Origin of the sequence: uncultured Campylobacter sp., assembly GCF_938017615.1 — a bacterium.
Taxonomy (GTDB): Bacteria; Campylobacterota; Campylobacteria; order Campylobacterales; family Campylobacteraceae; genus Campylobacter_B.
The window spans coordinates 1-23,482 of the sequence record NZ_CALIJA010000166.1 but is presented as its reverse complement, the minus strand read 5'-3'; the positions used below and the strand labels follow the sequence as shown (position 1 = coordinate 23,482).

Annotated in this window: 23 protein-coding genes; 19 read left to right on the top strand and 4 right to left on the bottom strand. The window is 47.6% G+C overall.

The genetic code is table 11. The features are described from left to right. The 4 genes from Q0620_RS08565 to Q0620_RS08550 form a co-directional block, all read right to left on the bottom strand. A partial coding sequence (locus Q0620_RS08565; RefSeq protein ID WP_298784497.1) for a terminase family protein occupies positions 1 to 948 on the bottom strand: 948 nt, incomplete at its 3' end. Positions 949 to 1,115: 167 nt separating this feature from the next. After that, positions 1,116 to 2,504: a cell envelope integrity protein CreD gene (gene creD, locus Q0620_RS08560; RefSeq protein WP_298784496.1), complete on the bottom strand. Its 1,389-nt coding sequence runs from the start codon at positions 2,502 to 2,504 to the stop codon at positions 1,116 to 1,118. Between the two features lie 361 nt (positions 2,505 to 2,865). Then, positions 2,866 to 4,344 carry a TonB-dependent receptor gene (locus tag Q0620_RS08555; protein ID WP_298784495.1) on the bottom strand — a complete coding sequence of 493 codons (1,479 nt, stop codon included), beginning with the start codon at positions 4,342 to 4,344 and terminating at the stop codon, positions 2,866 to 2,868. Between the two features lie 10 nt (positions 4,345 to 4,354). Then, a complete protein-coding gene (locus Q0620_RS08550; protein WP_298784494.1) occupies positions 4,355 to 4,933 on the bottom strand; it encodes a TonB-dependent receptor plug domain-containing protein in 579 nt (192 codons plus the stop codon). Between the two features lie 284 nt (positions 4,934 to 5,217). Between Q0620_RS08550 and exbB the strand changes: the two genes are divergently transcribed. The 19 genes from exbB to Q0620_RS08455 form a co-directional block, all read left to right on the top strand. Then, positions 5,218 to 5,640 carry a TonB-system energizer ExbB gene (gene exbB / locus Q0620_RS08545; protein WP_298063364.1) on the top strand — a complete coding sequence of 141 codons (423 nt, stop codon included), beginning with the start codon at positions 5,218 to 5,220 and terminating at the stop codon, positions 5,638 to 5,640. Continuing rightward, positions 5,637 to 6,020, top strand: coding sequence for a TonB system transport protein ExbD (gene exbD / locus Q0620_RS08540; protein WP_005872149.1), 384 nt, complete (start codon positions 5,637 to 5,639; stop codon positions 6,018 to 6,020). The genes exbB and exbD overlap by 4 nt, the downstream gene beginning before the upstream one ends. After that, positions 6,017 to 6,871, top strand: coding sequence for an energy transducer TonB (locus Q0620_RS08535; protein ID WP_298784493.1), 855 nt, complete (start codon positions 6,017 to 6,019; stop codon positions 6,869 to 6,871). The genes exbD and Q0620_RS08535 overlap by 4 nt, the downstream gene beginning before the upstream one ends. Before the next feature lie 340 nt (positions 6,872 to 7,211). Continuing rightward, positions 7,212 to 8,159 (top strand): NAD(P)-binding domain-containing protein, encoded by a 948-nt coding sequence (locus tag Q0620_RS08530; protein WP_297897124.1) that lies wholly within the window; start codon positions 7,212 to 7,214, stop codon positions 8,157 to 8,159. Then, positions 8,156 to 9,397 carry a methyltransferase gene (locus tag Q0620_RS08525; protein ID WP_298784490.1) on the top strand — a complete coding sequence of 414 codons (1,242 nt, stop codon included), beginning with the start codon at positions 8,156 to 8,158 and terminating at the stop codon, positions 9,395 to 9,397. Before Q0620_RS08530 ends, Q0620_RS08525 begins: the two co-directional genes overlap by 4 nt. Then, entirely contained in the window at positions 9,390 to 9,749 is a 360-nt protein-coding gene (locus tag Q0620_RS08520) for a YkgJ family cysteine cluster protein (protein ID WP_298784489.1), read from the top strand. Before Q0620_RS08525 ends, Q0620_RS08520 begins: the two co-directional genes overlap by 8 nt. Next, entirely contained in the window at positions 9,728 to 11,572 is a 1,845-nt protein-coding gene (locus Q0620_RS08515) for a hypothetical protein (protein ID WP_298784486.1), read from the top strand. Before Q0620_RS08520 ends, Q0620_RS08515 begins: the two co-directional genes overlap by 22 nt. A 2-nt stretch (positions 11,573 to 11,574) precedes the next feature. Then, a complete protein-coding gene (trpC, locus tag Q0620_RS08510) occupies positions 11,575 to 12,375 on the top strand; it encodes an indole-3-glycerol phosphate synthase TrpC (protein WP_298784484.1) in 801 nt (266 codons plus the stop codon). A gap of 944 nt (positions 12,376 to 13,319) precedes the next feature. Beyond that, a complete protein-coding gene (locus Q0620_RS08505; RefSeq protein ID WP_298784482.1) occupies positions 13,320 to 13,808 on the top strand; it encodes an HIT domain-containing protein in 489 nt (162 codons plus the stop codon). Positions 13,809 to 13,823: 15 nt separating this feature from the next. Further along, positions 13,824 to 14,660, top strand: coding sequence for a WG repeat-containing protein (locus tag Q0620_RS08500; RefSeq protein ID WP_298784480.1), 837 nt, complete (start codon positions 13,824 to 13,826; stop codon positions 14,658 to 14,660). 16 nt (positions 14,661 to 14,676) lie between these two features. Next, complete coding sequence (locus tag Q0620_RS08495; protein ID WP_298083008.1) at positions 14,677 to 15,678, top strand: bifunctional 3,4-dihydroxy-2-butanone 4-phosphate synthase/GTP cyclohydrolase II; 1,002 nt, start codon at positions 14,677 to 14,679, stop codon at positions 15,676 to 15,678. Then, positions 15,675 to 16,832, top strand: a complete 1,158-nt coding sequence (locus Q0620_RS08490) for a DNA polymerase IV (protein ID WP_298784478.1) — start codon at positions 15,675 to 15,677, stop codon at positions 16,830 to 16,832. Before Q0620_RS08495 ends, Q0620_RS08490 begins: the two co-directional genes overlap by 4 nt. Positions 16,833 to 16,851: 19 nt before the next feature. Then, positions 16,852 to 17,391 carry a hypothetical protein gene (locus tag Q0620_RS08485; protein WP_298784476.1) on the top strand — a complete coding sequence of 180 codons (540 nt, stop codon included), beginning with the start codon at positions 16,852 to 16,854 and terminating at the stop codon, positions 17,389 to 17,391. A 169-nt stretch (positions 17,392 to 17,560) separates the two neighbouring features. Beyond that, positions 17,561 to 18,037: a hypothetical protein gene (locus Q0620_RS08480; RefSeq protein WP_298784474.1), complete on the top strand. Its 477-nt coding sequence runs from the start codon at positions 17,561 to 17,563 to the stop codon at positions 18,035 to 18,037. Positions 18,038 to 18,058: 21 nt separating this feature from the next. After that, a complete protein-coding gene (lgt, locus tag Q0620_RS08475; protein ID WP_298784471.1) occupies positions 18,059 to 18,877 on the top strand; it encodes a prolipoprotein diacylglyceryl transferase in 819 nt (272 codons plus the stop codon). Positions 18,878 to 18,971: 94 nt separating this feature from the next. Further along, complete coding sequence (locus Q0620_RS08470) at positions 18,972 to 19,655, top strand: fumarate reductase cytochrome b subunit (protein ID WP_295151987.1); 684 nt, start codon at positions 18,972 to 18,974, stop codon at positions 19,653 to 19,655. 10 nt (positions 19,656 to 19,665) lie between these two features. Continuing rightward, positions 19,666 to 21,684 (top strand): fumarate reductase flavoprotein subunit, encoded by a 2,019-nt coding sequence (locus Q0620_RS08465; protein WP_177389479.1) that lies wholly within the window; start codon positions 19,666 to 19,668, stop codon positions 21,682 to 21,684. Further along, entirely contained in the window at positions 21,677 to 22,414 is a 738-nt protein-coding gene (locus Q0620_RS08460) for a fumarate reductase iron-sulfur subunit (protein WP_298784469.1), read from the top strand. The genes Q0620_RS08465 and Q0620_RS08460 overlap by 8 nt, the downstream gene beginning before the upstream one ends. A gap of 175 nt (positions 22,415 to 22,589) precedes the next feature. After that, a partial coding sequence (locus tag Q0620_RS08455; protein ID WP_298784468.1) for a hypothetical protein occupies positions 22,590 to 23,482 on the top strand: 893 nt, incomplete at its 3' end.

The following is a 23,482-nucleotide window of genomic DNA, read 5'->3' as shown; positions in this document are numbered from 1 at the left end:
CGGCGCGATAACGACAAGGCCGCAGGCATCGCCTTTTTCGCCGCCCCCGCTGGGGTCATAACCCACCCAAACGCCACGATAACCGAATGGCCGTGGCGCAAACGGTTCAAAATCGCATTTCCATTCATCCCACGAATCAACGCCACAATTTTTCAGCCATTCATACGGGAAAACGGCGGTTTCATCATCGACAAATTCGCACATGTATAAATTGCGATAAGCCGAAGGCGCATTTTCCCGGCGGATTTGCTCAATATCCACCAAATGCAACCCCTGCGCGATGGCATCTTCAATCGTCACGCGATTGCGCCAAATGCCATCACCACCGCGCACCCCCTGAACAAGCTTTTTGGGCGATAAATCAATCGTCACCCGCTCATTTTTCGGCCTGCCTTCGTTATACCTTTCGCCAGTCCAAAGCGGATAGGCATCGTGAGAAACCACGCTGGGAGTTGAAAAATAGGTTTTCCTGAATCGTTTGTGCGTGGCAATGGCCCCCGCCGTGCTTTCCATCGTGCCGAAAAACGGCACCCAGTAAATTTCATCAAAATACAGATTCCCGGCATAACCCTGTGCCGTGGCAATATTGCGACCCAAAAAGAATTCAACCGCGCCGGATGAAAACACGATAGGGTCGCCTTCCAAATCCATATCCAGCACTTCGCGCACGAATTGCCGTTGATAGTTGCGAAACTGATTCGCCTGCGCGCGGCTGGCCGATAGAAAGATTTGTGAGCGGTCGGTCATCAGCACATCGACGAGCGCTTCGCGCGCAAAATACCACGTTGCACCGATCTGGCGGCTTTTGAGAATCAGGCGGACGCGTTCATTCACGTGCGAAAACCACCGCTTTTGATACTCGAAAATGCTATCGCGCATCGCCGAAACAAGCGAGTCGATATGTTCCTGTTCAAAATGATTTTTCGCTTCGCGCCGCGTGGGACGCACGCGCCGCCGCGCATCTTGCTCCCGCGCCGCGGTTTGTCTGCCGCGGCGGCTAAATTTTAAATAGATAAAATTTTGGCAGTTGAAATTTAGCGAGCAAATTTAAAATGGCCTTTGGATTTTAAAACTCCAAAGGCCGTCGCGATTAAATTTAGCGGCAAATTTAAAGGCTAAATTTCAGGCTCTTGTTTTTTCTCGCCGCTTGGGATTGCGGTGTCGTACCAGTCGAGCTTGCGCGTAAAATACATCACCAGCGAAATCACCGCGAATATCATCAGACTTCCCATTAATAGGGCGTAGTCTTCGGAATTTAAGATGACATAGAGGATCGCATATGAAACGAGCTGAACGCAAGTGATGAAAATGCCCCAGCGCGCGCCTTTGAAAATCGCGCTTGCGTAGAAAAATACTATCGCGCTTACCGCGATCGCCGAAGCAGCATAGCTAAGCGCAAAGCCCATGTGTTCGGAGAGTGAAAGTACCAGCAGGTAGAAAACGACGTCCTCAAGCCCGATGAGTAGATATTGGATCGGGTGGATGCGCTCGTGAGTATAAACCTCGCACAAAAAGATCGCCAAAAACGGCACCGCTAAGAATAACAGAGCGTAATCCGTGCAGCGCTTAATCAGCGAGTAGTTGTTCACGGGCTCGATGAAGCCGATGCTTACGGCATCATTTCTATCGTCGTTGCTGCGCCAGTTCGTCATAGCGACGCGGTCATCTTGATCTGCAAGCCACGCAGGAGCAATGCCTGCGGCTAAGCCTGTAACTTCCCACGAAGCTTTAAAGCCGTTAGCGCTTACCTCGCGCGATTTGGCGATAAAGCCGCCGCCAAAGCTAGGCGATGCCCAAGTAGAGCTAATTTCAAAACGGCTATTTTGCGCGATCGGAGCTAGATGAAGTGCCTCGCCGCCTTGGATTTTAAGCGTACCGCTGATGCTAAAATCAGACGACAGCGCTGAAGTGGGGAGCTTGTAGATTAAACTCCGATCGAAAATTTTAGCTTCGGTGTTTCCGTGATATTGCTTAAGCTCCTTGCCGTTTAGGCTTAAAGCGGGAGAAGCGGTGAAGGATTTTTGATTGCCTACGCCGAGCACTAGCACGGCTTCGTCGAAATTTAGCCGCGCAGGATCGACGCCGAGCTCGGTATAGTTTATCGCCTCAAAGTCCGCCTTAAGCGCAAAGTCGCCGTTATATATCGGAACGCGAAAAATCCCGCGCTTTAGATAGGTGGGGTCGATCTCCGCCGCGAGGGAGTAGTTTTTAGGCACGATGATGAAATTTTTCTCTACGCGCCTTTTTACGAGCTCGTTGTTGCTTTTGTCTATCGCTTCGATTATCTCTGCGTAGGGCACTACGATCGCAAGGCCCTGGATTTGCAGCTCGCCGCCCACCGGTGTGAGGATCGAATCCTGCGCGAGCTGCTTGGTTTCGGAGCGCGAGTAGGTAAGATTATCGATAAAGCTTAGCGGAATTAGCAGCAGCAAAAGCAGCACTAAAACTATAAACGGTTTCGTCCAAAATGCTCCGCGAATGGCGTTTTTAGTATAATTTAACAAAGGCTCTCCTTTTAAGTAGAATTTAAAACGGAATTTTAACGATGAAGAGTAAACGGACGGCACTTGAAGCGGGAGGAATTTTATAAATTCTAAGCGAGCTTTGGATGTGAAGCGTTGCGGATATCGCTTTTAATTTTGGGGATTTTGCCGTAAGCTAGAATTTTATTGCAAATGAGAATTTTGCTATTCGCAAGAATTTTACGAGAAAATTTATGTTAGTAGGATTTAAAAGCTTGAAATTCTAAGTCTAAGAATTTCAAATTTATAAAACCCTTAGAATTTTGAAATTCCAAGGGTTTTGAATTTTTAAAATTTCGCCGCTTTAGCGTGCAAAATTTCGTACCGTCATCTCGCGTAAGCTTTAAAATTTATACGCCACGCTTAGCTTGAAATTTCGTCCGGGCTCCCAGTCGATAGCATTTGAATCTCCGGTGAAATCGGCGCTGCGCTGCGAGTGCGATGCGTAGGCTTTATCAAAGAGATTGTAAACGCCCGCGTTGATCTCAAGCCCTTTAAATCGTCCGCTATCTGGAGCGTAAGTGACGTATAGATCGTGAACCGCGTAGCTAGGCACTTTTGTTTTTTCGTCGCTATTTGCGGAGGCTACGTTTTTGGAGTTGAAAAAGAGCAAGTTATAGCCCAGCAGTAGATCCGCCGCAGAGATTGCGTACTCGGCATTGAAGGTGTATTTATCGCCATAGTCGCGGTAGCCGATGATGTTTGAGCTTAGATAGCCCGAGCCCCTGCGTACGCGGTCTTTATATTCTACGTGCTGGTGTGTGTAACCCGCAGCAAGGCTCAAATCATCTAATATTAATCTTGCGAAAAGCTCGACGCCGTCAATGTCCGCACCGCCTGCGTTAGCCCTGCATAAAGTATTTGCTGCGCCTCCCGGGCAGCCGACGATTCCGCCCGCCGCGTTGTTATCTACGATTAAATTTTTATATTCCGTTCTGAAATACTTCGCAGTTAGGCTTACTGAGGAATTTTCTGCCAGATCGCTTTTGTAGCGACCGCCTATTTCGTAGGCGTTACCCGTAGTGGCTTTTAAATTTTCATTGGCCATCCAGCTTAGTGGTCTGCCGCGGCTAGTACCCGCAGCCATCATGCTCTCCATTACGTCAGGTCCTCTAAATACTCGTGCATAGCTCGCAAACGCTCCGAATCCCGCGCCGATCTCGTAATCAAGCGCCAAGGCGGAGCTTACTTCGTCAAATTTATATTTGTAGCTCGAAATATTCGCGCCTCTGCCGTTATAAGTCTTTAGCTCGTGCCTTTCGTAGCGCACGCCGGGAGTTACCGTAAGCCCGCCGTAGCGCATAGCATCCTCGATATAAAAGCTATAATTATCAACCTTCTCGGGGCGTAGATTGCCGGGCTTGACGTAGTTTTCGGAGCGGTAGTAATCAAAGCCGTAGCGCAGCGTATGAGCCAGATCGCCCGTTTCAAATTTACTCTTAGCGCCGATTTTGCCGCCTTTGGTCTCGACGCCCCATTTTACGTTCGTCGAAGTCGATCCGATGCGTTGATGCTTTGTGTAGTATCCAGTGATGTCGAGTTCTAGCAGGTCGCTTGGATTATATGTGTATTTGATCGTGTGCGTATCGCGCTCGTATTTGCGGTTATCCAGCTGTCCGTTTAACCATGAGCCGAATTCCGGTCGCAGCGGATAGAGACCTTTATACTGCATATGCTCGGTAGAGAGCGAAATTTTATGAAAATCCAAAAAGCTATAGCCCGCTTTTAATAAATAATTTATATCGTTGCCGTCGCCGCCCGTAGGCTTGCCGTTGCCCGATTCGCCGAAGCCGTATCCGTAGTGCTTAAACGCAGCAAGCATATCTAGGCTATCAAACGCTCTGCCAAAGCATCGCGCTTTGCGAATAGCCTTCGTTATTGCTTGTATAGCCCACTTTGAGCTTGGCGCCGATATCCTGACCGTCCTCAAGCATGTCAGAAGCGTCTACCGTCTTGAAGGCAACTGAGCCGCCCAAAGCGCCCGAGCCGTTCACGACCGAGCGCGCGCCTACATCGACCTCTACGGCTTTGATAAGATCAGGATCGATTAGTAAATCGGCGTTGTGATGAAAGGTATTGCCGTTTTGCTTCGCGCCGTCAATCGTGATATTTAAGCCACGATCGCTTACGCCACGCATATAAATTTTTTGATTCATGCCGTTGGTGCCGCCCACATACACGCCCGGAATGTCGCGAAATACATCTTTGATGAGCGTAGCGTTGCGGGTGTTGATTTTGACATCATCCACGGTGCTAGGCGTGCTAGAATCGCTAGTAACTTCGATTACGCCTAGGCTTTGCGTATTTGAATCCTTGCTTTTGGACGCGTCCGTAGCGCTTGATTTCTCGTCTGCTTGTGCGCTTAAGCAAAGAACCGCGCACAAAGACAAAGCCAGATGAAATTTTTTCATACGAAATTCCCAAATGATAATAAGATTAAAAAACGGCGAATAATATAAAATTAATCCTTTATTTTATATTAATTATCAAGACATTTTAAAATCATTACAATTTTATCTCCGAATGCTTTATTATCATTAAATAAAGCTAAATGATAAAATATAATTTAAATATCGATCATCAAAATTTTAGTAAAAATTAAATCTACTTTTGATAAAATCGCTCATTTTTTGGCAAGGCACTTTGCTGAATTTATAAAAATTTTTAAAATTTTTAAGGAGAGCTTATGGGCATTATGGAATTTTTGGCGCATTACGTGGATTACATTATCTTTGCGATCCTCGGATTTATGAGCTTTTTAGTCGTGTGGTTTACTATCGAAAGGCTGCTTTTTTATTCGAAGGTTAAGGCGAGCGATTACAAAAGCAAGGCGCTATATGAAGAGGCTCTGACAAAAAATTTAACGACGCTTTATATTGTTTATTCAAATGCTCCGTACATCGGTCTTTTAGGTACTGTTATTGGCATTATGATCACATTTTTTGATATGAGTACTGCAAGCGGTATCGATACCAAGGCTATCATGCAAGGTCTCTCGCTTGCCCTTAAAGCTACGGCTACCGGTCTAGTCGTCGCCGTACCTACGCTCATCATCTACAACGGCTTCGTCCGCAAGGTAGATGTGCTTCTAAACCGCTACGATGAGGTAGAAAGATGAGTATCCCTAGACGAGACGGGCTAAATATCGTCCCGTTCATCGACATTATGCTGGTGCTGCTAGCGATCGTGCTTAGTGTCTCGACTTTCATTGCGCAGGGGCATATTAAGGTAAATCTTCCATCTTCTTCAAGCTCGCAAAACCCGCAAGAGGATAAAAAAGTTACCATCAAAGTGGATAGCGAATCTAAAATTTATCTAGACGATGTCGCAATAAGCGAGGATGAGCTTGAGAAAAAAATTGCCGCGCTCGATAAAAACGATCTTGTCGTATTGAAAAACGATAAAGACTCGAAATTTTCCTCTTTCATTTCTATCATGGATGTCCTAAAAAAGGCGGGCCATGAAAAATTTGCGATCGTGACCGAAAAAGAGCAATGAATAAAGATAGCGCAATAGGCTTCATTGTATCTTTGGTGCTGCATTGCATCATCGCTGTGGGTGTTTTTGCTCTTTTATCGTCGGCACCGAAGCCGCCTAGCATGCCCGATATGATAGCCTTTTCCATCGATAGCATAATGGATGATGCCAAGCAGGGCGATATCTCCGATGAGCCCAATATCCCGCCTCCTTCCGATCAGTCTGAACCGGATCCTGAGCCAGATCCCACTCCGCCGGAGCCTGAGCCCGAACCCGAACCGGAACCAACTCCGCCTGAGCCGGAGCCGATACCTGAGCCAGAGCCGATTCCTGAACCGGAGCCTATACCAGAGCCCGCAGTCGAAAAACCCAAACCGGTCGAAAAGCCCAAGCCAAAGCCGGTAGAAAAACCAAAACCGATCGAAAAACCTAAGCCGAAAAAAGAGCATAAAGTTCAAAGCAGCGATAGGAATTTAACGGCGAAGTTTGATCCGACAAAGCCTATTTCGCTAGGTAGCGGCGGGGGCGGTGGCTCCAGCGCAGCGGGCGGCGGTAGCGACGCCATCACGAGCCGCGGCGATCCTAGCAATAGCGATGTTGGCAAGAAAATTTTCGCCATCATTTCGCGCTACGCGCAGTCGCACTACCCTAAAAATGCGCAACGTATGCGTAAAATCGGCGTCGTAGGCGTGCACTTTACCTATACGGCAAGCGGCGATGTTAAGGGTCTTCGCGTTACGTCTTCCTCGAATGTCGATTCGCTTGATGAGGGCGCGTTAAGCGCGGTCGAGCGCACAAAAGGTAGCTTTCCAAAGGTCGAGAAAGATATGGAATTTAACTTTAGCATAAAATATACGCTAAATTTCAACTAGCCTTAAAGCTTCTACTAAAACTTCTGCCTGAGCGGTAAAATTTTAAAATTTTACCGCCCTTGCCGCTTTATCTTAGCTCGCAAAATTCCATCTCGGCGAAGTAAAATTTTAAATTCGCCGCTTCTGTAGCTTCTGCCGCGCTAGTTTTTACAAACGGATTGGCGCCGTGAAATTTAAAATTTAAACGGAGAAAATTATGTCTTTTCAAATTTAGCCAAGCAAGCATCTTATAAGCGTTAAAATTTTAAATTTAAGCTGCGAAATTGCTAGGAAATTCCACTGATTTTAATGGAATTTTTACTATAATTTCGTATGAAATTTAAAAGATTAAAGGAAATTTATGATAGACGTTTACGACTTGGCGGTGATCGGCGGCGGTCCTTGCGGCATCGCTTCCGTAGTAGAAGCCAAAAGAAACGGGCTTGCGCATGTACTTCTGCTCGAAAAAGGCGACAACCACTCTCAAACGATTAGGCAGTTTTACAAAGATAAAAAGCGCGTCGATAAAGAATATAAGGGCTTTGACAGCGAGACGCGTGGCTCTATTTCGTTTGAAACCGGCACGAAAGAGAGCGTGCTAAATTATTTCGACGAGCTCTTAGATAGCGATGAAATCGATACGAATTTCAAAAGTGAAGTCGAAAAGATCGAAAAGCACGCAGATGAATTTTATATCACGACTAGTTCGGCTGGATACCGCGCCCGCAACGTCATCGTCGCAATTGGCAGGATGGGAAAGCCTAATAAGCCCGCTTATAAAATTCCACCTTCGATCACGCAACGAGTAAATTTCAATCTCGATAAATGCACGATCAATGAAAAAATTCTAGTCGTTGGAGGCGGTAACTCAGCTGCGGAATACGCTATAGCGCTATGTAAAACCAATGTCGTGACGCTTTGCTATCGCAAGCCTAAATTTACCCGCCTAAACGAGACGAACGAAAGCGACGTAATGCGCGAGACCAAATACGGCAACATCATCTTGCGCTTAGGTATCGATATAGAGGCTCTTGAGAATGAAAACGGCAAGGTGCTGGTAAAATTTGATAATGGCACCGAGCTCGTATTTGACCGAGTGATCTACGCGATCGGCGGCACGAGCCCGATCGATTTTCTTAAAAAATGCGGCATCGCTTACGATGAAAACGGCGTGCCGATCGTGGATGAAAATCTTCAAACCGCCACTAGCGGGCTTTACGTCGGCGGAGATCTCATCAGCAGAAGTGGTGGATCGATCGTAGTGGCGATAAATCACGCTCATACCATCATCAAAAATATCCGCAGATGAGGCTTTATCAGCCAAAAAAGGGCTATCGCTACACGAGCGATACGATTTTTTTGTGGAATTTTATAAGAAGCTCAGGCGTGCGTAAAGCTGACGCAGCATCGCAAAATGGCTCTTTAGCGCTGGGCTGCGGTGCGGAATTTAAAGACGCGACAGATGGAGGCTTTAATGCGCAGTTTTGCGCTTCGGATTTCGCAGGCGGCGAAGCGGAATTTTGCGCCGAGGATTGCGCTTTTAGCAAAGAAGAGTCGTATGCCGCTAACCATAGCGTGGGGAATGATCGCGATTTTGGAAGTAAGGGCTGCGCCGAACTTCAGGCGGAATTTAAAAGAGAATTTAAAGCGGGACTTCGGGCGAAATTTCAAAGTGAGCGCTGCAAAAATTCTGATTTTCAAAGCGACGAAGCCCAGCATACTTTAAAGCCCGATATCGCAAGCGGTGAAAATTTTAAACTTTGTGACGAGCAAATCGTGCAGTCTTTAGAATCTCAAAAGACGCACGATAAAGATTTCGCGAGCAAATTTAAAGACGCCAAAGCGCGCAAGGATTTTGCTGCGGAGTGCTTGTTTGACGGCGGGTTTGCAGTTTGCGATGAGCGTAGCCCCAAAGGCGCGCTAAATCCGCGAGCGATATACGGCGACGTGCTAGATGTGGGCGCAGGATGTGGAATTTTAGGGCTTTTACTAAAGCGCGATTTTGAGAGCATTAATTTAAGCTTGCTAGAAATTCAAGAGCGAAATTTAGAAATCTTAAGGCTAAATTCTTTGCAAAACGATCTACCTGCCGAGATTTTGCACGCGGATTTTGCGGAGTTTAAAAGCGAGAAGCGTTTTGACTTTATCGTCTCAAATCCACCCTTTTATCGAGAGCGCATTTCGCTTAGCAAAGAGCCTCATATGGCGCTTAGTAAGAGCGCAGCAAGCCTTAGCCTACGGGATTTTGTGCGATCTGCAAATGCTCATCTTAAGCCTGGCGGTACGCTTATTTTTTGCTACGAGGCGGGCAAGCTAGCTAAAATTTGCGAGCTTTTGGGCGAGTTTAGGCTAAATTTAACGAGGCTCGGTTTTGTCTATCCTGACATTTCAAAGCCCGCTAAGCTCGCGCTTTTGCAAGCCCGTAAGAACTCGCGCTCGCCCTGTGAGATCGCCCTTCCGATCTATGCTAGCGCGCACGGAAGGCGCACCGCACAAGCCCACGCGATCTACAAAAGTGCGGATTTAACGAGCGTGGATTATGAGTGAGTTTGGCTTTAGCTTCGATGCTAGCGCGTGTGAGCGCTGCGGCGGCAAGTGTTGCACTGGAGAGAGCGGCTATATCTGGATAGATGAGAGTGAGATTGCGGCGTTAGCGGTAAAATTTAAAATTTCGCCTGCAAGGCTTAAAGAAATTTATTTACAAAAAATAGGCGCTAAATTTAGCGTAAAAGAAAAGCCCTTTGAAGGCGGCTTAGCGTGCGTGTTTTTTGACGAAGCGCATCGCAACTGCGGGATTTACGAGCTGCGTCCGAAGCAGTGTCGTAGCTTTCCGTTTTGGGAATATTTTAAAACGCATACTAAAGAATTGGAGGAAGAATGTATCGGGGTAAGGTTTTAAGCGGAATTTTAATCGCGGCGATGATTTTAGCACCGCAGTATCTAAGTGCGGAGAGTGGGACGAATGCTGCAGCAGCGAAGCAGTCCGTTACGGATAAAAAGGCGTCTGATCGGAATTCCAGCATTGGTACAAAAAACGGTGCAAAAGATGCAATTAAAAAGAGCTTGATAAATCGCGGCGTAAGCGCTAAAAGTATAACCAAAGAAAAGCTAAATCACGCGATGCGAGCGCAAGAAGACGCCGAGCTAAATTTCGATTTGCTTACAGCTTTGGAGCTACTGCATAAAGATCCCGTCGCATCGATGTTTTTATACGAAAAGGCATACAATAAAACGGGCTCGTCCGTTTATCTGCTAGAAGCGCTAAAGACTGCTTTTGCGATCAAAGATCGTAAAAATACGGCGCGCTATTTAAAGCTCGGCGAAAAGAGCCTAAGCTCAGACTCTGAGTATCTGCGAGTAAAAATCGGCTACTACTTAGGCATTAAAGATAATCTAAATGCCAATACCGCTGCTCTTAAGCTAGTCACCGTAGATCCCGTTTCGCGAAGTTATGCAATCTTAGCGGCGACGTATTATGCGATGGAGAATTTTACTTTAGCCAAAACCTACTTTGAAAAAGCCTATGAGCTAGACAAAACCGACGAAAATCTCATCAGATTATGCGACGTGCTGCTAAATAAACTCGATGATTCGGACGGAGCTATCCGCATTATAGAGACGCACAGGCGCATCTACGGCTGCGCCCAGGGTATGGCGTGCGAGCTGCTAGCTGATGTGTATCGCGCGAATAAACGCTATTTGGATGTCGCTAAGATCGATGAAGCGCTGTATGAAGCCAAAGGGGATAATAAATTCTTAGACGATATGATAGCGATTTATTACTACTCAAACGACTTTGATAAAATAATCGAGCTTTTGAAGAAATACGACTACAAGCGCGAGCTTCTAATCGATGCCTACGCGCATAAAAAAGACTATAAAATCGCGATTAAAATGGCACGCGATGAGTTTATGAAGACTAAAAATTACGACTTTTTGGCGATCGAGGCGATCTATGAATATGAAAGTGCGGGCAAAAACGTGGATGCCAAGACCCTATCTAGCGTAGTGGCAAAATTTGAAAATATTGCGCCGCAGCTTAAAGACCCCGTGCATCTAAACTACTACGGATACATTTTAATAGATCACGATTTGGACGTTCGCAAGGGCATCGAGCTCGTCCGCCGCGCCCTGCAAAAAGACCCCGACTCGCCGTATTATCTGGACTCGCTTGCTTGGGGATACTACAAGCTTGGCGAGTGCGACAAGGCTAAAAATGAAATGGCTAAGATCAAAGACGCAGAATTTTTTAATTCCCCCGAAGGCAAAGAGCATTTAGAGGCGATCGATGCGTGCGCCGCTGGCACAGGCGTAGCGCCGCAGAATTCTATATCGCAAAACCCCGCTACGATAAAAGGCTCCGCGCCGAAAGATCAGGCGCCGCAAAGCCCGGCAATAAAAACTCCTTCGCCTAATTCCATAAAATCTACGGCGCCCGAAAGCTCTGCGTTAGATTCCGCGCGTCCGAGCTCCGCTGCAACGCGTGATTTAACGCCAAAAGACTCCGCTTCGCAAAATTCTGCTGGGTCTGCAAATTCCATGGTTCAAAACCAGACACCAAATCCCGCGACTTCTGAAAATTTTGCGACGCCTATAAATTCCGCCACGCAGAATTCTGTCTCGTCAAGACAAAATTCCGTATCGAGGCAGGATTTTGTGCCAGAGCAAAATTCTACGTCGAAAGAGCCCATCGGCTCTAAAATCCAGACACCAAAGCAGTAGCGATGATTTTGGATGAAATTTTAAAACGCACTCGCGAGGATCTGGCGCTTCGTAAACAAAGGCTGCCCGAGGATCTGCTCGGCCGCTCGCTAAGCGCCAATCCCTACGAGCCACGCGACGTCATAAGCGCGCTTAGAAGCGATGAGAAGGATCCGCTTCGCATCATTGCCGAAATCAAAAAGGCAAGCCCGAGCAAGGGGATCATCCGCGAGGATTTTGAGTCGCTAAACCTTGCCGTGGAGTACGAAAATGCAGGTGCGAGCGCCTTTTCGGTGCTTACCGAGCCGCATTATTTCAGAGGCGATTTGGAGTTTATCCCGCAGATCCGCCGTTATACCCGCACGCCCATCTTGCGCAAGGATTTCATCGTCGATCGTTATCAGGTCCTCGAGGCGCTGGTTTACGGCGCGGATTTTATCCTGCTGATCGCCAAAGCGCTTGAGCGCAAGGAGCTAAGAGAACTGCTTGAGTTTGCCCGCAGGCTGGGGCTTCGGGCGCTGTGCGAGATCCACGATAAGGACGATCTGAAAAAAGCGGTCTTCGCAGGGGCTGATATTATCGGCATCAACCATCGAAATTTAGAGACTTTCGAGGTCGATACGAGCCTGAGTGAGCGACTGATCCCGCTGATTCCAAACGGCAAGATCATCGTCGCCGAAAGCGGTCTGTACTCGCACGAACAGCTTTTAAGTTTGCACGAGGCGGGCGTCGATGCGTTTTTGATCGGCGAGCATTTTATGCGCCAAAATGACGTCGGCGCTGCGCTGCGCGAGATAAAACTCGGCGCGGGCGGCGAAATTTAAATCAGCTTATTTGATCGCGCAGGCTTAAACCCGAAGCGAGCGGTTAAATTTAGCGAACGGAGCGAAATTTTAAGGCAGTAAATTTTAAAATTCGTAGAATTCGGCGGACTTTAAAACTTAACGGCTCTTTAAATTTAGCGCCGCGCCGCAATTTAATATCGCACATCGCGCGAGAATTCACGCTGCGCTTTGGCATCGTGAGTTTGTTATTGCGCGCCGTGCGAGCGGTTGCGGAGCGAGGTTTAAATTTACGTTTCGCATAGCTTCGTGCAGGCGGGTTTGCGCTTGTAGCATTGAGTGCCGAGAATTGCGCGTCTATCGTAATGCCTTGTATGTCTAGCGCTTCGGCATTGGCGATTGCGCGGCGCCGTAAATTTAATCGCAGCTCGCGATCTAAGCCGCCTCGGCTGCGATACGCCGCGATTGAGCCGCAGCTATGCTATGACCGCGCCGCGTTAAATTTTACCGCGTGTTGCGATGGTGATTGCAGCGCAGGTTTGGCACCGCGTACCGTGCCTGTGAGTGCGCCTAAGATTTGTTATAATGCGCCGCGCAAACGAACGCGTAGATTTGATATCGCATACCGCGTAGGCGTACGTGCGCTTTGGCATCGCGAGCTTGTTATCGCACGCCGCGCAAACGGCTACGGTGCGGACTTAGACGCTATGTTTGCCGCGCGATGAGTGTTCGCCAAATACGCGCCCGCCGCGGGCTTTGGTCCTCAAAACGTATATCGCGCAGAGGAGGCGCCTCGCGCAGTCTGGGATTGCAAAGCGCGTCCCGCCCCGTCGCGTGCACAATTCCACGTCGTGCGAGCAAGCGCAAAACGCGTAAATTTAAAATTTTATGAAATTTAGAAGTTTTAAATTTCAAATTTCATAGAATTTTGCGAAACGCAAATTTTAAAATTCCATAGAATTTTGGAATTTAGGAAAGGAAAAGAGATGGATTATCTTTGCGCCCCTTGGCGAAGCGAGTATTTTACCGAAAAAAGAAGCGGCTGTCCCTTCTGCGACGCGGCGGCGGATGCGGCGTTCGACGATCGCAACGGCGTGCTTTTTCGCGCGCAGCACTGCTTCGGGGTGATGAACCTCTACCCTTACAGCCCGGGCGCCTTTATGGTCATACCCTACGAGCACGCGGATAATATCGAGTGCCTTAGCGACGATGCATGGGTGGAGATGAGCCGCTACGTGCGCGCCGGAGTGGGGATTTTGAAGCACACTCTAGGCGCAAACGGCGTAAATATCGGCATGAACCTCGGCGCCGCCGCGGGTGCGGGCATAGCCGAGCACGTGCATTATCATCTCGTGCCGCGGTGGCAGCGCGATACGAATTTCATCACGACGATCGCAAACGTCCGCGTAAACGGCGTGTCGTTCGCCCCGCTTTTTGAGAAGCTAAAAGCGGCTTACGCAGAAATCAAAATTTAAATTCGGGAGATCGAGATGGTATCGGCATGGGTTAAAAAGAACGATAAATGGGGCTTTATCGATAAAACGGGAAAGGAGATAGCTTCTTGTATCTATGATGATGTTTCGTATTTTAGCGAAGGCCTAGCATGCGTTAGAAAGAACGATAAATTCGGCTTCGTCGATAAAACGGGCAAAGAAGTTATTCCCTGCATATATGATCGGGCCGAGGAGTTTTGCGAGGGCTTAGCGTGGGTTAATAAGAACGATAAATTCGGCTTTATCGATAAAACGGGTAAGGAGGTGATTTCTTGTATATACGATGATGCTTATAATTTTGACGAAGAACTGGCGGAAGTTCAAAAAAGCGGCTATTGGGGTTTTATCGATAAAACCGGCAAAGAGATCGTTCCTTGTATATATGATGACGTTGGCGTTTTTCGCGAAGGCTTGGCGGACGTTAAAAAGAACGGATATTGGGGATATATCGATGAAATGGGCAAAGAAGTTATTCCCTGCATATATGATCGGGCCGGGAGTTTTTGCGAAGGCTTAGCAAAGATTGAAAAGGACGGCAAATGGGGCTTTATCGATAAAACGGGCACAGAGGTAGTGTCTTGTGTATACGAGCTTGCTTGTGATTTTGACAATACTTTGTGCGGATATTATGACGAAATCAAATATTGCGAAGGATACGTTAAAGTCAAAAAAGATGGCAAATGGGGGCTGCTAGATGATGAGGATAATGAAATTTTAAAGCCGATGTTTTACGACGAGATAGAAGTTATTAAAATTCTGAGCGACGACTACGTCAAGATCAATTTAGACGGTCGCGAAACGATCGTGAATAAAAACGGCAAAATAATATCGTAAATTTAAAGGAGAGATAATGGTTAGCGTAGAGCAAGCGATCGAGGATCTGAAAAACGGCAAAATGCTCGTTATGGTCGATGACGTCGATCGCGAGAACGAGGGCGATTTGGTATTTGCGAGCACTTTTAGTAGCGCACAGAAGGTAAATTTTGCTATCACGCACGCTCGCGGAGTGCTGTGCGTGGCGCTTAGTCCGCAGATAGCGCAGCAGCTGGGTTTAAGCCTGATGGTCGATAAAAACACCTCCAGCCACGAGACCGCATTTACCGTCACGATCGACGCGAAAGATGCCAAGACGGGCGTAAGCGCGTATGAGCGCAATATGACGATCGAGTTGATGTCGCGCGTGGGCGCTCGCGCCGATGATTTCGTCCGCCCGGGGCATATTTTCCCGCTTATCGCCAAAAGTGGCGGCGTGCTCGCACGCACGGGGCACACTGAGGGCTCTACGGATCTGTGCCGCTTGGCGGGGCTTTCGCAAAGCGCCGTGATCTGCGAGATCGTCAAAGACGACGGCGATATGGCGCGCAGGGACGATCTGGAGAAATTCTGCGCGCAGCACGACATCAATATGATCTCGGTCGCGCAGATCGTGCAGTACCGCCTAAAACACGAAACTCTCGTTAAATTTAGCGAGCCAAAAAGCGCTCTGCTGTGCGGCGAGGCGGCGAAATTTTACGACGTGAGCGATCACGAGGGCAACGAGCACCGTGCCTATATTTTCGGCGAGCTGGGAAAGAGCGCGCAGACGAACGTGAAATTTCATAGAATTTCAAGCGATCTGGAGTTTTTAAGCGATACGAAATTTAACGATTTCATGCGCGATCTGGACATTTTGCGCAAAGAGGGCGGCGTGCTTTTGATGCTAAAATCCGCGCAAAATCGCGCCGATTTTAAGAGCTTCGGCATCGGAGCGCAAATTTTAGCGCATCTGGGCGTGAGAAAAATCAAAATTTTAAGCAAGAGCGAGCCGAAAGATTACGCGGGGCTTAGCGGCTTTGGGATCGACATAGTTTGATAGCTCATATCGATTTGGACAGCTTCTTCGTCTCTGTAGCGAGGCTTGCTGATCCCGCACTTGCGGGCAAAAAGATCGCAGTCGTCGGAGGCGGCGACGAGGAGATTTTCGGGGGCAAGAGCGAGCTTGGCAGCGTGATTTTAAGCGCGAGCTACGAGGCCAGAGCGGACGGCGTGCACTCGGCTCAGCCCGTTAAAATCGCGCTCGGACTCTGCCCGCAGCTAATTTTGGTGCGCTCGCAGCACGGCGAATACCGAAAAATTTCACGCGAAATTTATGAGTTTTTACTAAGCTTTACGCCCGAGATCGAAAAATTTAGCATCGACGAGTTTTTTCTAAATTTACGCGGCACGCCCTACGACGCGGACGCGCTGGGCTTTGCCGCGTTTTTGCAAAGCGAGATTATGCGCCGCTTTAGCCTTCCGTGTAGCGTCGGGCTTAGCGAAGCAAAACTGATCGCAAAGCTCGCCACGAGCCTTGCTAAGCCCTTCGGCGTGCGGCAAATTTTAAAATCGCAAATCGCGCGCGAGCTATCCGCCGTGCCGGTAGCGAAATTTTTTGGCATCGGCAAAGCGGCGCAAAAAACGCTCGGCAAATACGGCATCATAAGCTTCGGCGACGCGCTAGGGCACAGAGAAATTTTTGAAAAGATGGGCGCAAACGGCAGGAAAATTTTCGCAGCCCTTAGCGGCGAGGACGAGGGTGAGGTCGTCTCAAAGCGCGAGCGCAAAAGTATCGGCTTTGGGCGCAGCTTCGCGCCGTGCGCCGATCGGGACGAGCTGCGGCGTAAAATTTTAATTTTGGCGCGCCATTTGGCGGGCGAAGTGCTCGCAAAGGGCCTAAAGCCCGCGACTTATGATCTAAAGATCCGCTATAAATCGCGCGAGGAGTTTTCGCACCAGATCAGCCAGGATAGGGCGTTTAGTCTAAGCTTACTGAGCGAGACCGCGCTTGAGCTGTTTGAGCTCTGCGACGTGAAAAAAAGCGCGCAGATAATCCACATAGCGCTAAATCTTTCAAATTTCGGCGGCAGATCGGGCGGCTCGCTGCTCTTTGGCGAGATCGATAAAAAGCAGCAGAGCTTGGATCGGTCTTTAAGCAGGATTTGGGAAAAATTCGGTATCGAAAAGCTAAAAAAGGCGAGCGAAATTTGATTAAATTTAAAGGAAAAAGATGAAATTAGGTGAGCTATACTCGGTGATCTGCATAATCTTTGCGACGAATTTTAAAGGCGTGATAGATGAGCAGAAGTTGCGCGGCTTGGGCAAAAACTGGATCATCGTAAATAAAAATATCGAGAACAAAAACGGCCATGAGTTTTGGCAAAAGGTGCAGGGCGAGGACTACGCAGCGCTAGGGCGCGATTTTGAGGCGCTAAAAGGGGCGTTTGAGATGGATTTTTTCAAGCTCATAAGCGAAAGCGAAGTGGAGCTGTTTTATGAAAAATGCCGCTTTAAAAAGCCTTTCGCGGAGCTTAAAAGCGCTCACGCAGCCAATATGCTAGCGCTGCTTGCTATGATCTTTAAGCAAAACACGGACGCGAAATCGCATAAAATTTTGACGCTATATCTGGCGCAATTTATTATTCCTAGCTTTTCCGCGCTTGCTACGCACGTGCAGATAAACGCCAAAAGCAGCTATTATAAGGCGCTTGGGTGGTTTTTGGCGGATTTTTGCCGCGTGGTGAAAGAGACGCTGGGGCTTGGAATTTAAAATTTAGAACGCGCGCTAGGTATTTTTGCGCGTTCGACACGGAGAGTGCTGCGTAGAGATAGAATTTAAAGCTTGCTTTCGGAAATTTCTTGCGCTGTAGCCGATACAGCTCCTGCGGGCGCGATAAGCTAAGCGAGACGGGCGAATTTTATCTGCGTTATCTGCGCGGATGCAAAGTAGCTGCCTTGCGGTTTTGTGCGTCGGTGCTTGTCGTATCGCGCGCGTCGTTTTAATTCTGCGCGGCATTCGGTATTTTGCGCATGTGCCGTTCGACGTTTGTTTTGCGCGCACTGCGAGTTTTGCTCGGCGCCATCATTTTACACCGCATGCATTATTGTGCTGCGTGCTTTGTTCGCGTCGCGTCGTTTTGCGCTTTGACGTCTTGCGTGTCGCTTTGTATGTCGTCTGGTACCGCCGCTCGGTGCTTTACGTGTGGCGCCTTACGCCCCATTTAGCGTCGTCGTTTGAAATTTTACATGAGGTGCCCTGCGCATTGTTCGACGCTTTCGTTAGACATCCGCGTCTTAAGCGCTTTGCGTCTGCGATCAAGCTTGGAAGCCTGGCTTCCGCACTCACGTATGCGTCGCTTTGCGTCTTTTGTCGAACGTGCGCTACGCAGCGTCCGATGGGCGCCGTTAAATTTTAAAATTTAAAACAAAGGAAAAATTTGAATTACTGGAACGAAATTTACGCCCACTTTGATCCCGTGGCATTTAGCGCGTTTGGCATAAATGTGCACTGGTACGGCATTATGTACGTTTTGGCGCTGCTTACGGCGCTATTTATCGCCAAATATTTCGTGCGAAAAGACGGCCTTGACTTCAGCGATAAGATGCTCGATCGCTACTTTATCTGGGTCGAAGTGGGCGTCATTTTGGGCGCGCGGCTTGGATACATCGCGATCTATTCGGGCGAGGCGGCGTGGTATTTCAGCCATCCGTGGCAAATTTTCAACCCCTTTCATAACGGCGAGTTCGTGGGCATCCGCGGTATGAGCTATCACGGCGCGGTCGTCGGATTCGTGATCGCAACGGTTTGGTTTTGCAAAAAATTTAAAACCGATATGTGGGCGCTGCTCGATCTGGTGGCACTTAGCGTGCCGCTTGGATATTTTTTCGGGCGCGTTGGAAATTTTTTAAATCAGGAGCTTTTCGGGCGCGAAACGACCGAGCCGTGGGGGATTTTGGTGAGCGGCACATTGCGCCATCCAAGCCAGCTTTATGAGGCGGTTTTGGAAGGGCTCGTTATTTTTGCGATTTTATTTTTCTACCGTAAATTTAAGAAATTTAACGGTGAGTTGATATGTCTGTATGCGATGCTATACACGGCGTTTAGATTTTTCGTAGAATTTTTTAGAGAGCCGGACGATGGGCTTGGCTTTGTATTTTTAAATTTATCGATGGGGCAAATTTTATCTTTAGTAATGTTTTTGATAGCAGTTTTCTTAAAGCAGTCTTTGAAGAAAAAACTAATTTGCAGAAATTAAATTAATCTAAAGTTAAAAAGTAATATAATCTCTTTACAAAAATGTAAATTTTCGTTTAGCGGGGATTTATAATCATCTTTTTTAAGGAGAACCTATGCTAGGTCGCATTGAAGGCTTTACGGGCAGATCCATAGACGGCAAAAAAAGCCGCATTATGGCTTTGCAAGACGTGGCGCAAAGCATCAGCGGGCTGATTTTGGCCTGTTTCATGCTGTGTCATATGATATTTACCGGCACGATTTTGATCGGTAAGGGCGCGTTCGAGGGCGTCGTACATTTCGCCGAACCGGGCGGAATTTATTTCGTTACAAACATCGTCGCTTTCGTGATTTTCGTGATTTTCGTAGTTCACGCGTTTTTGGCGATGAGAAAATTTCCGGCTAACTACGCCGCTTACAGGGCGTTTAAAGCGCACAAAATGCGAATGAAGCATTGCGACACGACGCTTTGGTGGTTTCAGTTTTGGACGGGATTTTTACTATTTTTCTTTGCGGCGGCTCATATTTTAATGATCGTATTCGGTCCGAAAATTACTGCAGATCTTGCTATTGCTAGATTCGGACAGCTTCATCTATTTTATTTCGTTTTATTGATTTTCGTAGTAACTCACGCTAGCATCGGAATTTATAGATTATATATGAAATGGATCAGCATAGACGGCACGAAGGCGGAAATTCAAAGGAAAAGAGCCTTCATTAAAAAGGCGGTTTTTATCGTTTGGGGCGCATTTTTCCTGCTTTCGATAATCGCCGATTTTAAATGGTTAAGTTTAGAATAGGGAGCTTAGGATGAATGTAATATATTGCGATTCTTTAGTTATTGGCGGCGGTTTGGCGGGCTTAAGAGCTGCGATCGCTACCGGCGAGAAGGGGCTTAGCACCATCGTTTTGAGTCTGATCCCTGTTAAGCGCTCGCACTCTGCGGCAGCTCAAGGCGGCATGCAGGCGTCGCTTGGAAATTCCAAGATGAGCGAGGGCGATAATGAGGACGTGCACTTTGCCGATACCGTAAAAGGAAGCGACTGGGGCTGTGATCAGGATGTCGCTAGGATGTTTGCACAAACGGCGCCTAAGGCTATTCGCGAGCTTGCAGGCTGGGGCGTTCCTTGGACCAGGATTACAAGGGGCGAGCGAAGCGCTATTATCAACGCTCAAAAGACCACGATCACCGAAAAAGATGAGGTTCACGGACTTATCCACAGCCGCGACTTCGGCGGCACGAAAAAATGGCGAACCTGCTATACTGCCGATGCTACGGGACATACAATGCTTTTTGCCGTTGCGAACGAAGCGCTAAAGCATAACGTAGATATTCATGATAGAAAAGAAGCGATCGCGCTAATTCACGCAAACAACCGCTGCTACGGCGCAATCGTGCGCGATTTGGTTACCGGCGAGCTGATCGCATACGTATCAAAGGGCACGTTGATCGCTACCGGCGGCTACGGCAGAGTATATAAACACACTACAAACGCCGTCGTTTGCGAGGGTATCGGCGCAGCTATCGCGCTTGAGACGGGGGTCGCGCAGCTTGGAAATATGGAAGCGGTGCAGTTTCACCCGACCCCTATCGTTCCGAGCGGAATTTTGCTTACTGAGGGTTGCCGCGGTGACGGCGGAATTTTACGCGACGTGGACGGCTACCGCTTTATGCCGGATTATGAGCCCGAGAAAAAGGAACTTGCTAGCCGCGACGTCGTAAGTCGCCGCATAATGGAGCATATCCGCGCAGGTAAGGGGGTAAAGAGCCCTTACGGCGAGCATGTTTGGCTTGACATATCGATCCTCGGACGCGAGCATATCGAGAAAAATTTACGCGACGTGCAAGAAATTTGCGAGATTTTCAACGGCATCGATCCTGCCGACACCGAGGTAATAACCGACGAGCAGGGCAGAAAGCGCGGCAAGGGCTGGGCTCCGATCCTTCCTATGCAGCACTACTCGATGGGCGGTATCAAAACAAAGGCTACGGGTGAGAGCCCAACGCTAGCTGGACTTTTCAGCGCCGGCGAGGCTGCGTGCTGGGATATGCACGGCTTTAACCGCTTGGGCGGAAATTCCGTCGCCGAAACCGTCGTCGCGGGCATGATCGTGGGCGAGTATTTTGCGGAGTATTGCCAAGGGCACGATGTCGATATCAATACGCACGATATACAAAAATTCGTAGATAAAGAGAAAAATTACATTAAGAGCCTGCTTGAAAAAGAGGGTAAATTTAACGTATTTGAGATAAAAAACAAGATGAAAGACGTGATGTGGGAGCACTGCGCGATCTTCCGCACCGGCGAGGGATTAGCCAAAGCCGTAAAAGAGCTTGAAGAGCTTTACAAGCAGTCCTTGGACGTCAAAGTAAGCAATAAAGAGCTTTTCGGAAATCCGGAGCTCGAGGAGGCTTATCGCGTACCGAAGATGTTAAAGCTTGCGCTTTGTATCGCCAAGGGTGCGCTTGATCGCACAGAAAGCCGCGGCGCGCACTTCCGCGAGGATTATCCAAAACGCGACGATCTAAACTGGCTAAAACGAACGCTTGCAAACTGGAAAGAGGGCGATACTATGCCTACTCTAAGCTACGAGCCACTTGATATTATGAAGATGGAGATGCCGCCTGCATTCCGCGGATACGGCGCCAAAGGCAATATCATCGAGCATCCGGACAGCGCCGTGCGCCAAAAAGAGGTCGATGAAATTCGCGAGAAAATGCAAGCCGAGGGCAAAGGCAGATATGAAATTCAAGAAGCATTGATGCATTATGAATTGCAGCCAAAATACAAAGCACCTAATGAAAGAGCAGGTATAGGATATGAGTAGAAAAATAACAATAAAGGCATTTAAGTACAATCCGTTAAGCAAAATTTCAAAGCCGCACTTCGTTACTTATGAGATCGAAGAGACCGACGGCATGACGTTGTTTATCGCGCTTAACGTGATTCGTGAGAAATTTGATCCCGAGCTAAGCTTCGACTTCGTTTGTCGCGCGGGTATCTGCGGTAGCTGCGGTATGCTCGTAAACGGTAAGCCGCAGCTTGCGTGCCGCACGCTTACTAAGGATTATCCGGACGGCGTGATCGAGCTTATGCCACTTCCATTTTTTAAGTTGCTAAAAGACCTCAGCGTTGATACGGGCAACTGGATGAACGCGATGAGCAAACGCGTAGAGAGCTGGATCCACACCGATCACGAAACCGATATCTCCAAGCTTGAGGAGAAGGTCGAGCCGGAGGTCGCGCAGGAGGTTTTCGAGCTGGATCGCTGCATCGAGTGCGGTATCTGCGTAGCTGCATGCGGCGTAGCGATAATGCGAAAAGACTACATCGGCGCCGTCGGCATCAACCGCATAGCGCGCTTTCAGATCGATGCGCTGGATAAACGCAGCGACGAGGATTTTTACGAGCTAATCGGCGATGATGACGGAGTATTCGGCTGTATGACGCTGCTAGGCTGCGAAGACCACTGCCCTAAGCATCTCCCGCTTCAAAGCAAAATCGCCTATGTCCGCCGCAAGCTTGCCGCTCAGGGCAAATGCGGCTGCGGCAAATAAAATTTAAGCGGGTTCTTCCCGCTTAAATTTATCTCTTTATCTCACTAAATTTTACTCAACAAATAAATTTCAAAAATGCTTGAGTCTGGCAAGCAAGGTAGCCTTAAATTTAATACTATCCCAAGGTATAAAGAAGTAAAATATGATCGCTTAAGATCGCAGGCGAGGGATAAGGATGAACGAAGCAAGGCTCGAAGAGCTAAAGAAAATTCTAAATGAGCGGCGTCAAAATTTAGAGCAAGGCTCGCAGGAAGATTTTAGTGCTCAAAATTTCGATGGCGAAAATTTTAATACCTCAAAATCCGTTAACTCAAATTTAAATGTTTTAAATTTCGATGCCTCGGATTTAAACAATACAGATTCTAAAACTTTAAATTCTAATGATCGAAATTTAGACGGTCTAAATTTAAACGCAGAGCGCGGTAGAAAATTTCAAAATTTAGATCCAGACAATGCTATTTTATTTAAAAATTCTAAGGCTAGAGATTACGACAAAGAGCCGATAATCATCAAAAATTATGAAAAATTTTTTGTTTATGCGCGGCTTTTTATAATTCTTCCGGTATCGGGTCTGCCGCTACTTCTTATTCGAGATATTATAGACTTCGGATATATCAATACTTACGAATATTTGCTGTCCTGCATGGCGCTATTACTAATCGCCGTTATTACTTATATCTTTACCGCAATACGCAATAAACGCGAAATAAGATTTACCGATCAATACATAGAATTTTTAGATAAAGGGGTCGTTAAAAGGCAGTGCAAAGTGGAAGAGGAAGTATTGCGTAGAAATTTTTCAACTGAAAATTTTCGCACCTCATCTTTTATTGTGCTAGTTGTATTATTATGTGTCGGTTCTCTGGGTCTTTTCTTGGTAGCGCTAATTTTTATGTATATAATCAATATGCTTCTAAAACTAATCGTCTATTTCTATATTAACCGTTCTTTAAAAGGATTTAAAATTTTCCCGTTTATAAAAGTCGCCAGACCTGGATATGGTAAGTATCTATACAATGCCGTTGCCATAGCGGCACACTACTATTTGATTTATTTGTATAGCAGTGA

Excerpts from the sequence above, each read along its gene's own strand:
- Q0620_RS08555 (WP_298784495.1), bottom strand. The coding sequence starts at position 4,344 with ATGCTTGCTGCGTTTAAGCACTACGGATACGGCTTCGGCGAATCGGGC.
- Q0620_RS08550 (WP_298784494.1), bottom strand. The coding sequence starts at position 4,933 with ATGAAAAAATTTCATCTGGCTTTGTCTTTGTGCGCGGTTCTTTGCTTA.
- exbB (WP_298063364.1), top strand. The coding sequence starts at position 5,218 with ATGGAATTTTTGGCGCATTACGTGGATTACATTATCTTTGCGATCCTC.
- exbD (WP_005872149.1), top strand. The coding sequence starts at position 5,637 with ATGAGTATCCCTAGACGAGACGGGCTAAATATCGTCCCGTTCATCGAC.
- Q0620_RS08535 (WP_298784493.1), top strand. The coding sequence starts at position 6,017 with ATGAATAAAGATAGCGCAATAGGCTTCATTGTATCTTTGGTGCTGCAT.
- Q0620_RS08530 (WP_297897124.1), top strand. The coding sequence starts at position 7,212 with ATGATAGACGTTTACGACTTGGCGGTGATCGGCGGCGGTCCTTGCGGC.
- Q0620_RS08525 (WP_298784490.1), top strand. The coding sequence starts at position 8,156 with ATGAGGCTTTATCAGCCAAAAAAGGGCTATCGCTACACGAGCGATACG.
- Q0620_RS08520 (WP_298784489.1), top strand. The coding sequence starts at position 9,390 with ATGAGTGAGTTTGGCTTTAGCTTCGATGCTAGCGCGTGTGAGCGCTGC.
- Q0620_RS08515 (WP_298784486.1), top strand. The coding sequence starts at position 9,728 with ATGTATCGGGGTAAGGTTTTAAGCGGAATTTTAATCGCGGCGATGATT.
- trpC (WP_298784484.1), top strand. The coding sequence starts at position 11,575 with ATGATTTTGGATGAAATTTTAAAACGCACTCGCGAGGATCTGGCGCTT.
- Q0620_RS08505 (WP_298784482.1), top strand. The coding sequence starts at position 13,320 with ATGGATTATCTTTGCGCCCCTTGGCGAAGCGAGTATTTTACCGAAAAA.
- Q0620_RS08500 (WP_298784480.1), top strand. The coding sequence starts at position 13,824 with ATGGTATCGGCATGGGTTAAAAAGAACGATAAATGGGGCTTTATCGAT.
- Q0620_RS08495 (WP_298083008.1), top strand. The coding sequence starts at position 14,677 with ATGGTTAGCGTAGAGCAAGCGATCGAGGATCTGAAAAACGGCAAAATG.
- Q0620_RS08485 (WP_298784476.1), top strand. The coding sequence starts at position 16,852 with ATGAAATTAGGTGAGCTATACTCGGTGATCTGCATAATCTTTGCGACG.
- Q0620_RS08480 (WP_298784474.1), top strand. The coding sequence starts at position 17,561 with ATGCAAAGTAGCTGCCTTGCGGTTTTGTGCGTCGGTGCTTGTCGTATC.
- Q0620_RS08470 (WP_295151987.1), top strand. The coding sequence starts at position 18,972 with ATGCTAGGTCGCATTGAAGGCTTTACGGGCAGATCCATAGACGGCAAA.
- Q0620_RS08465 (WP_177389479.1), top strand. The coding sequence starts at position 19,666 with ATGAATGTAATATATTGCGATTCTTTAGTTATTGGCGGCGGTTTGGCG.
- Q0620_RS08460 (WP_298784469.1), top strand. The coding sequence starts at position 21,677 with ATGAGTAGAAAAATAACAATAAAGGCATTTAAGTACAATCCGTTAAGC.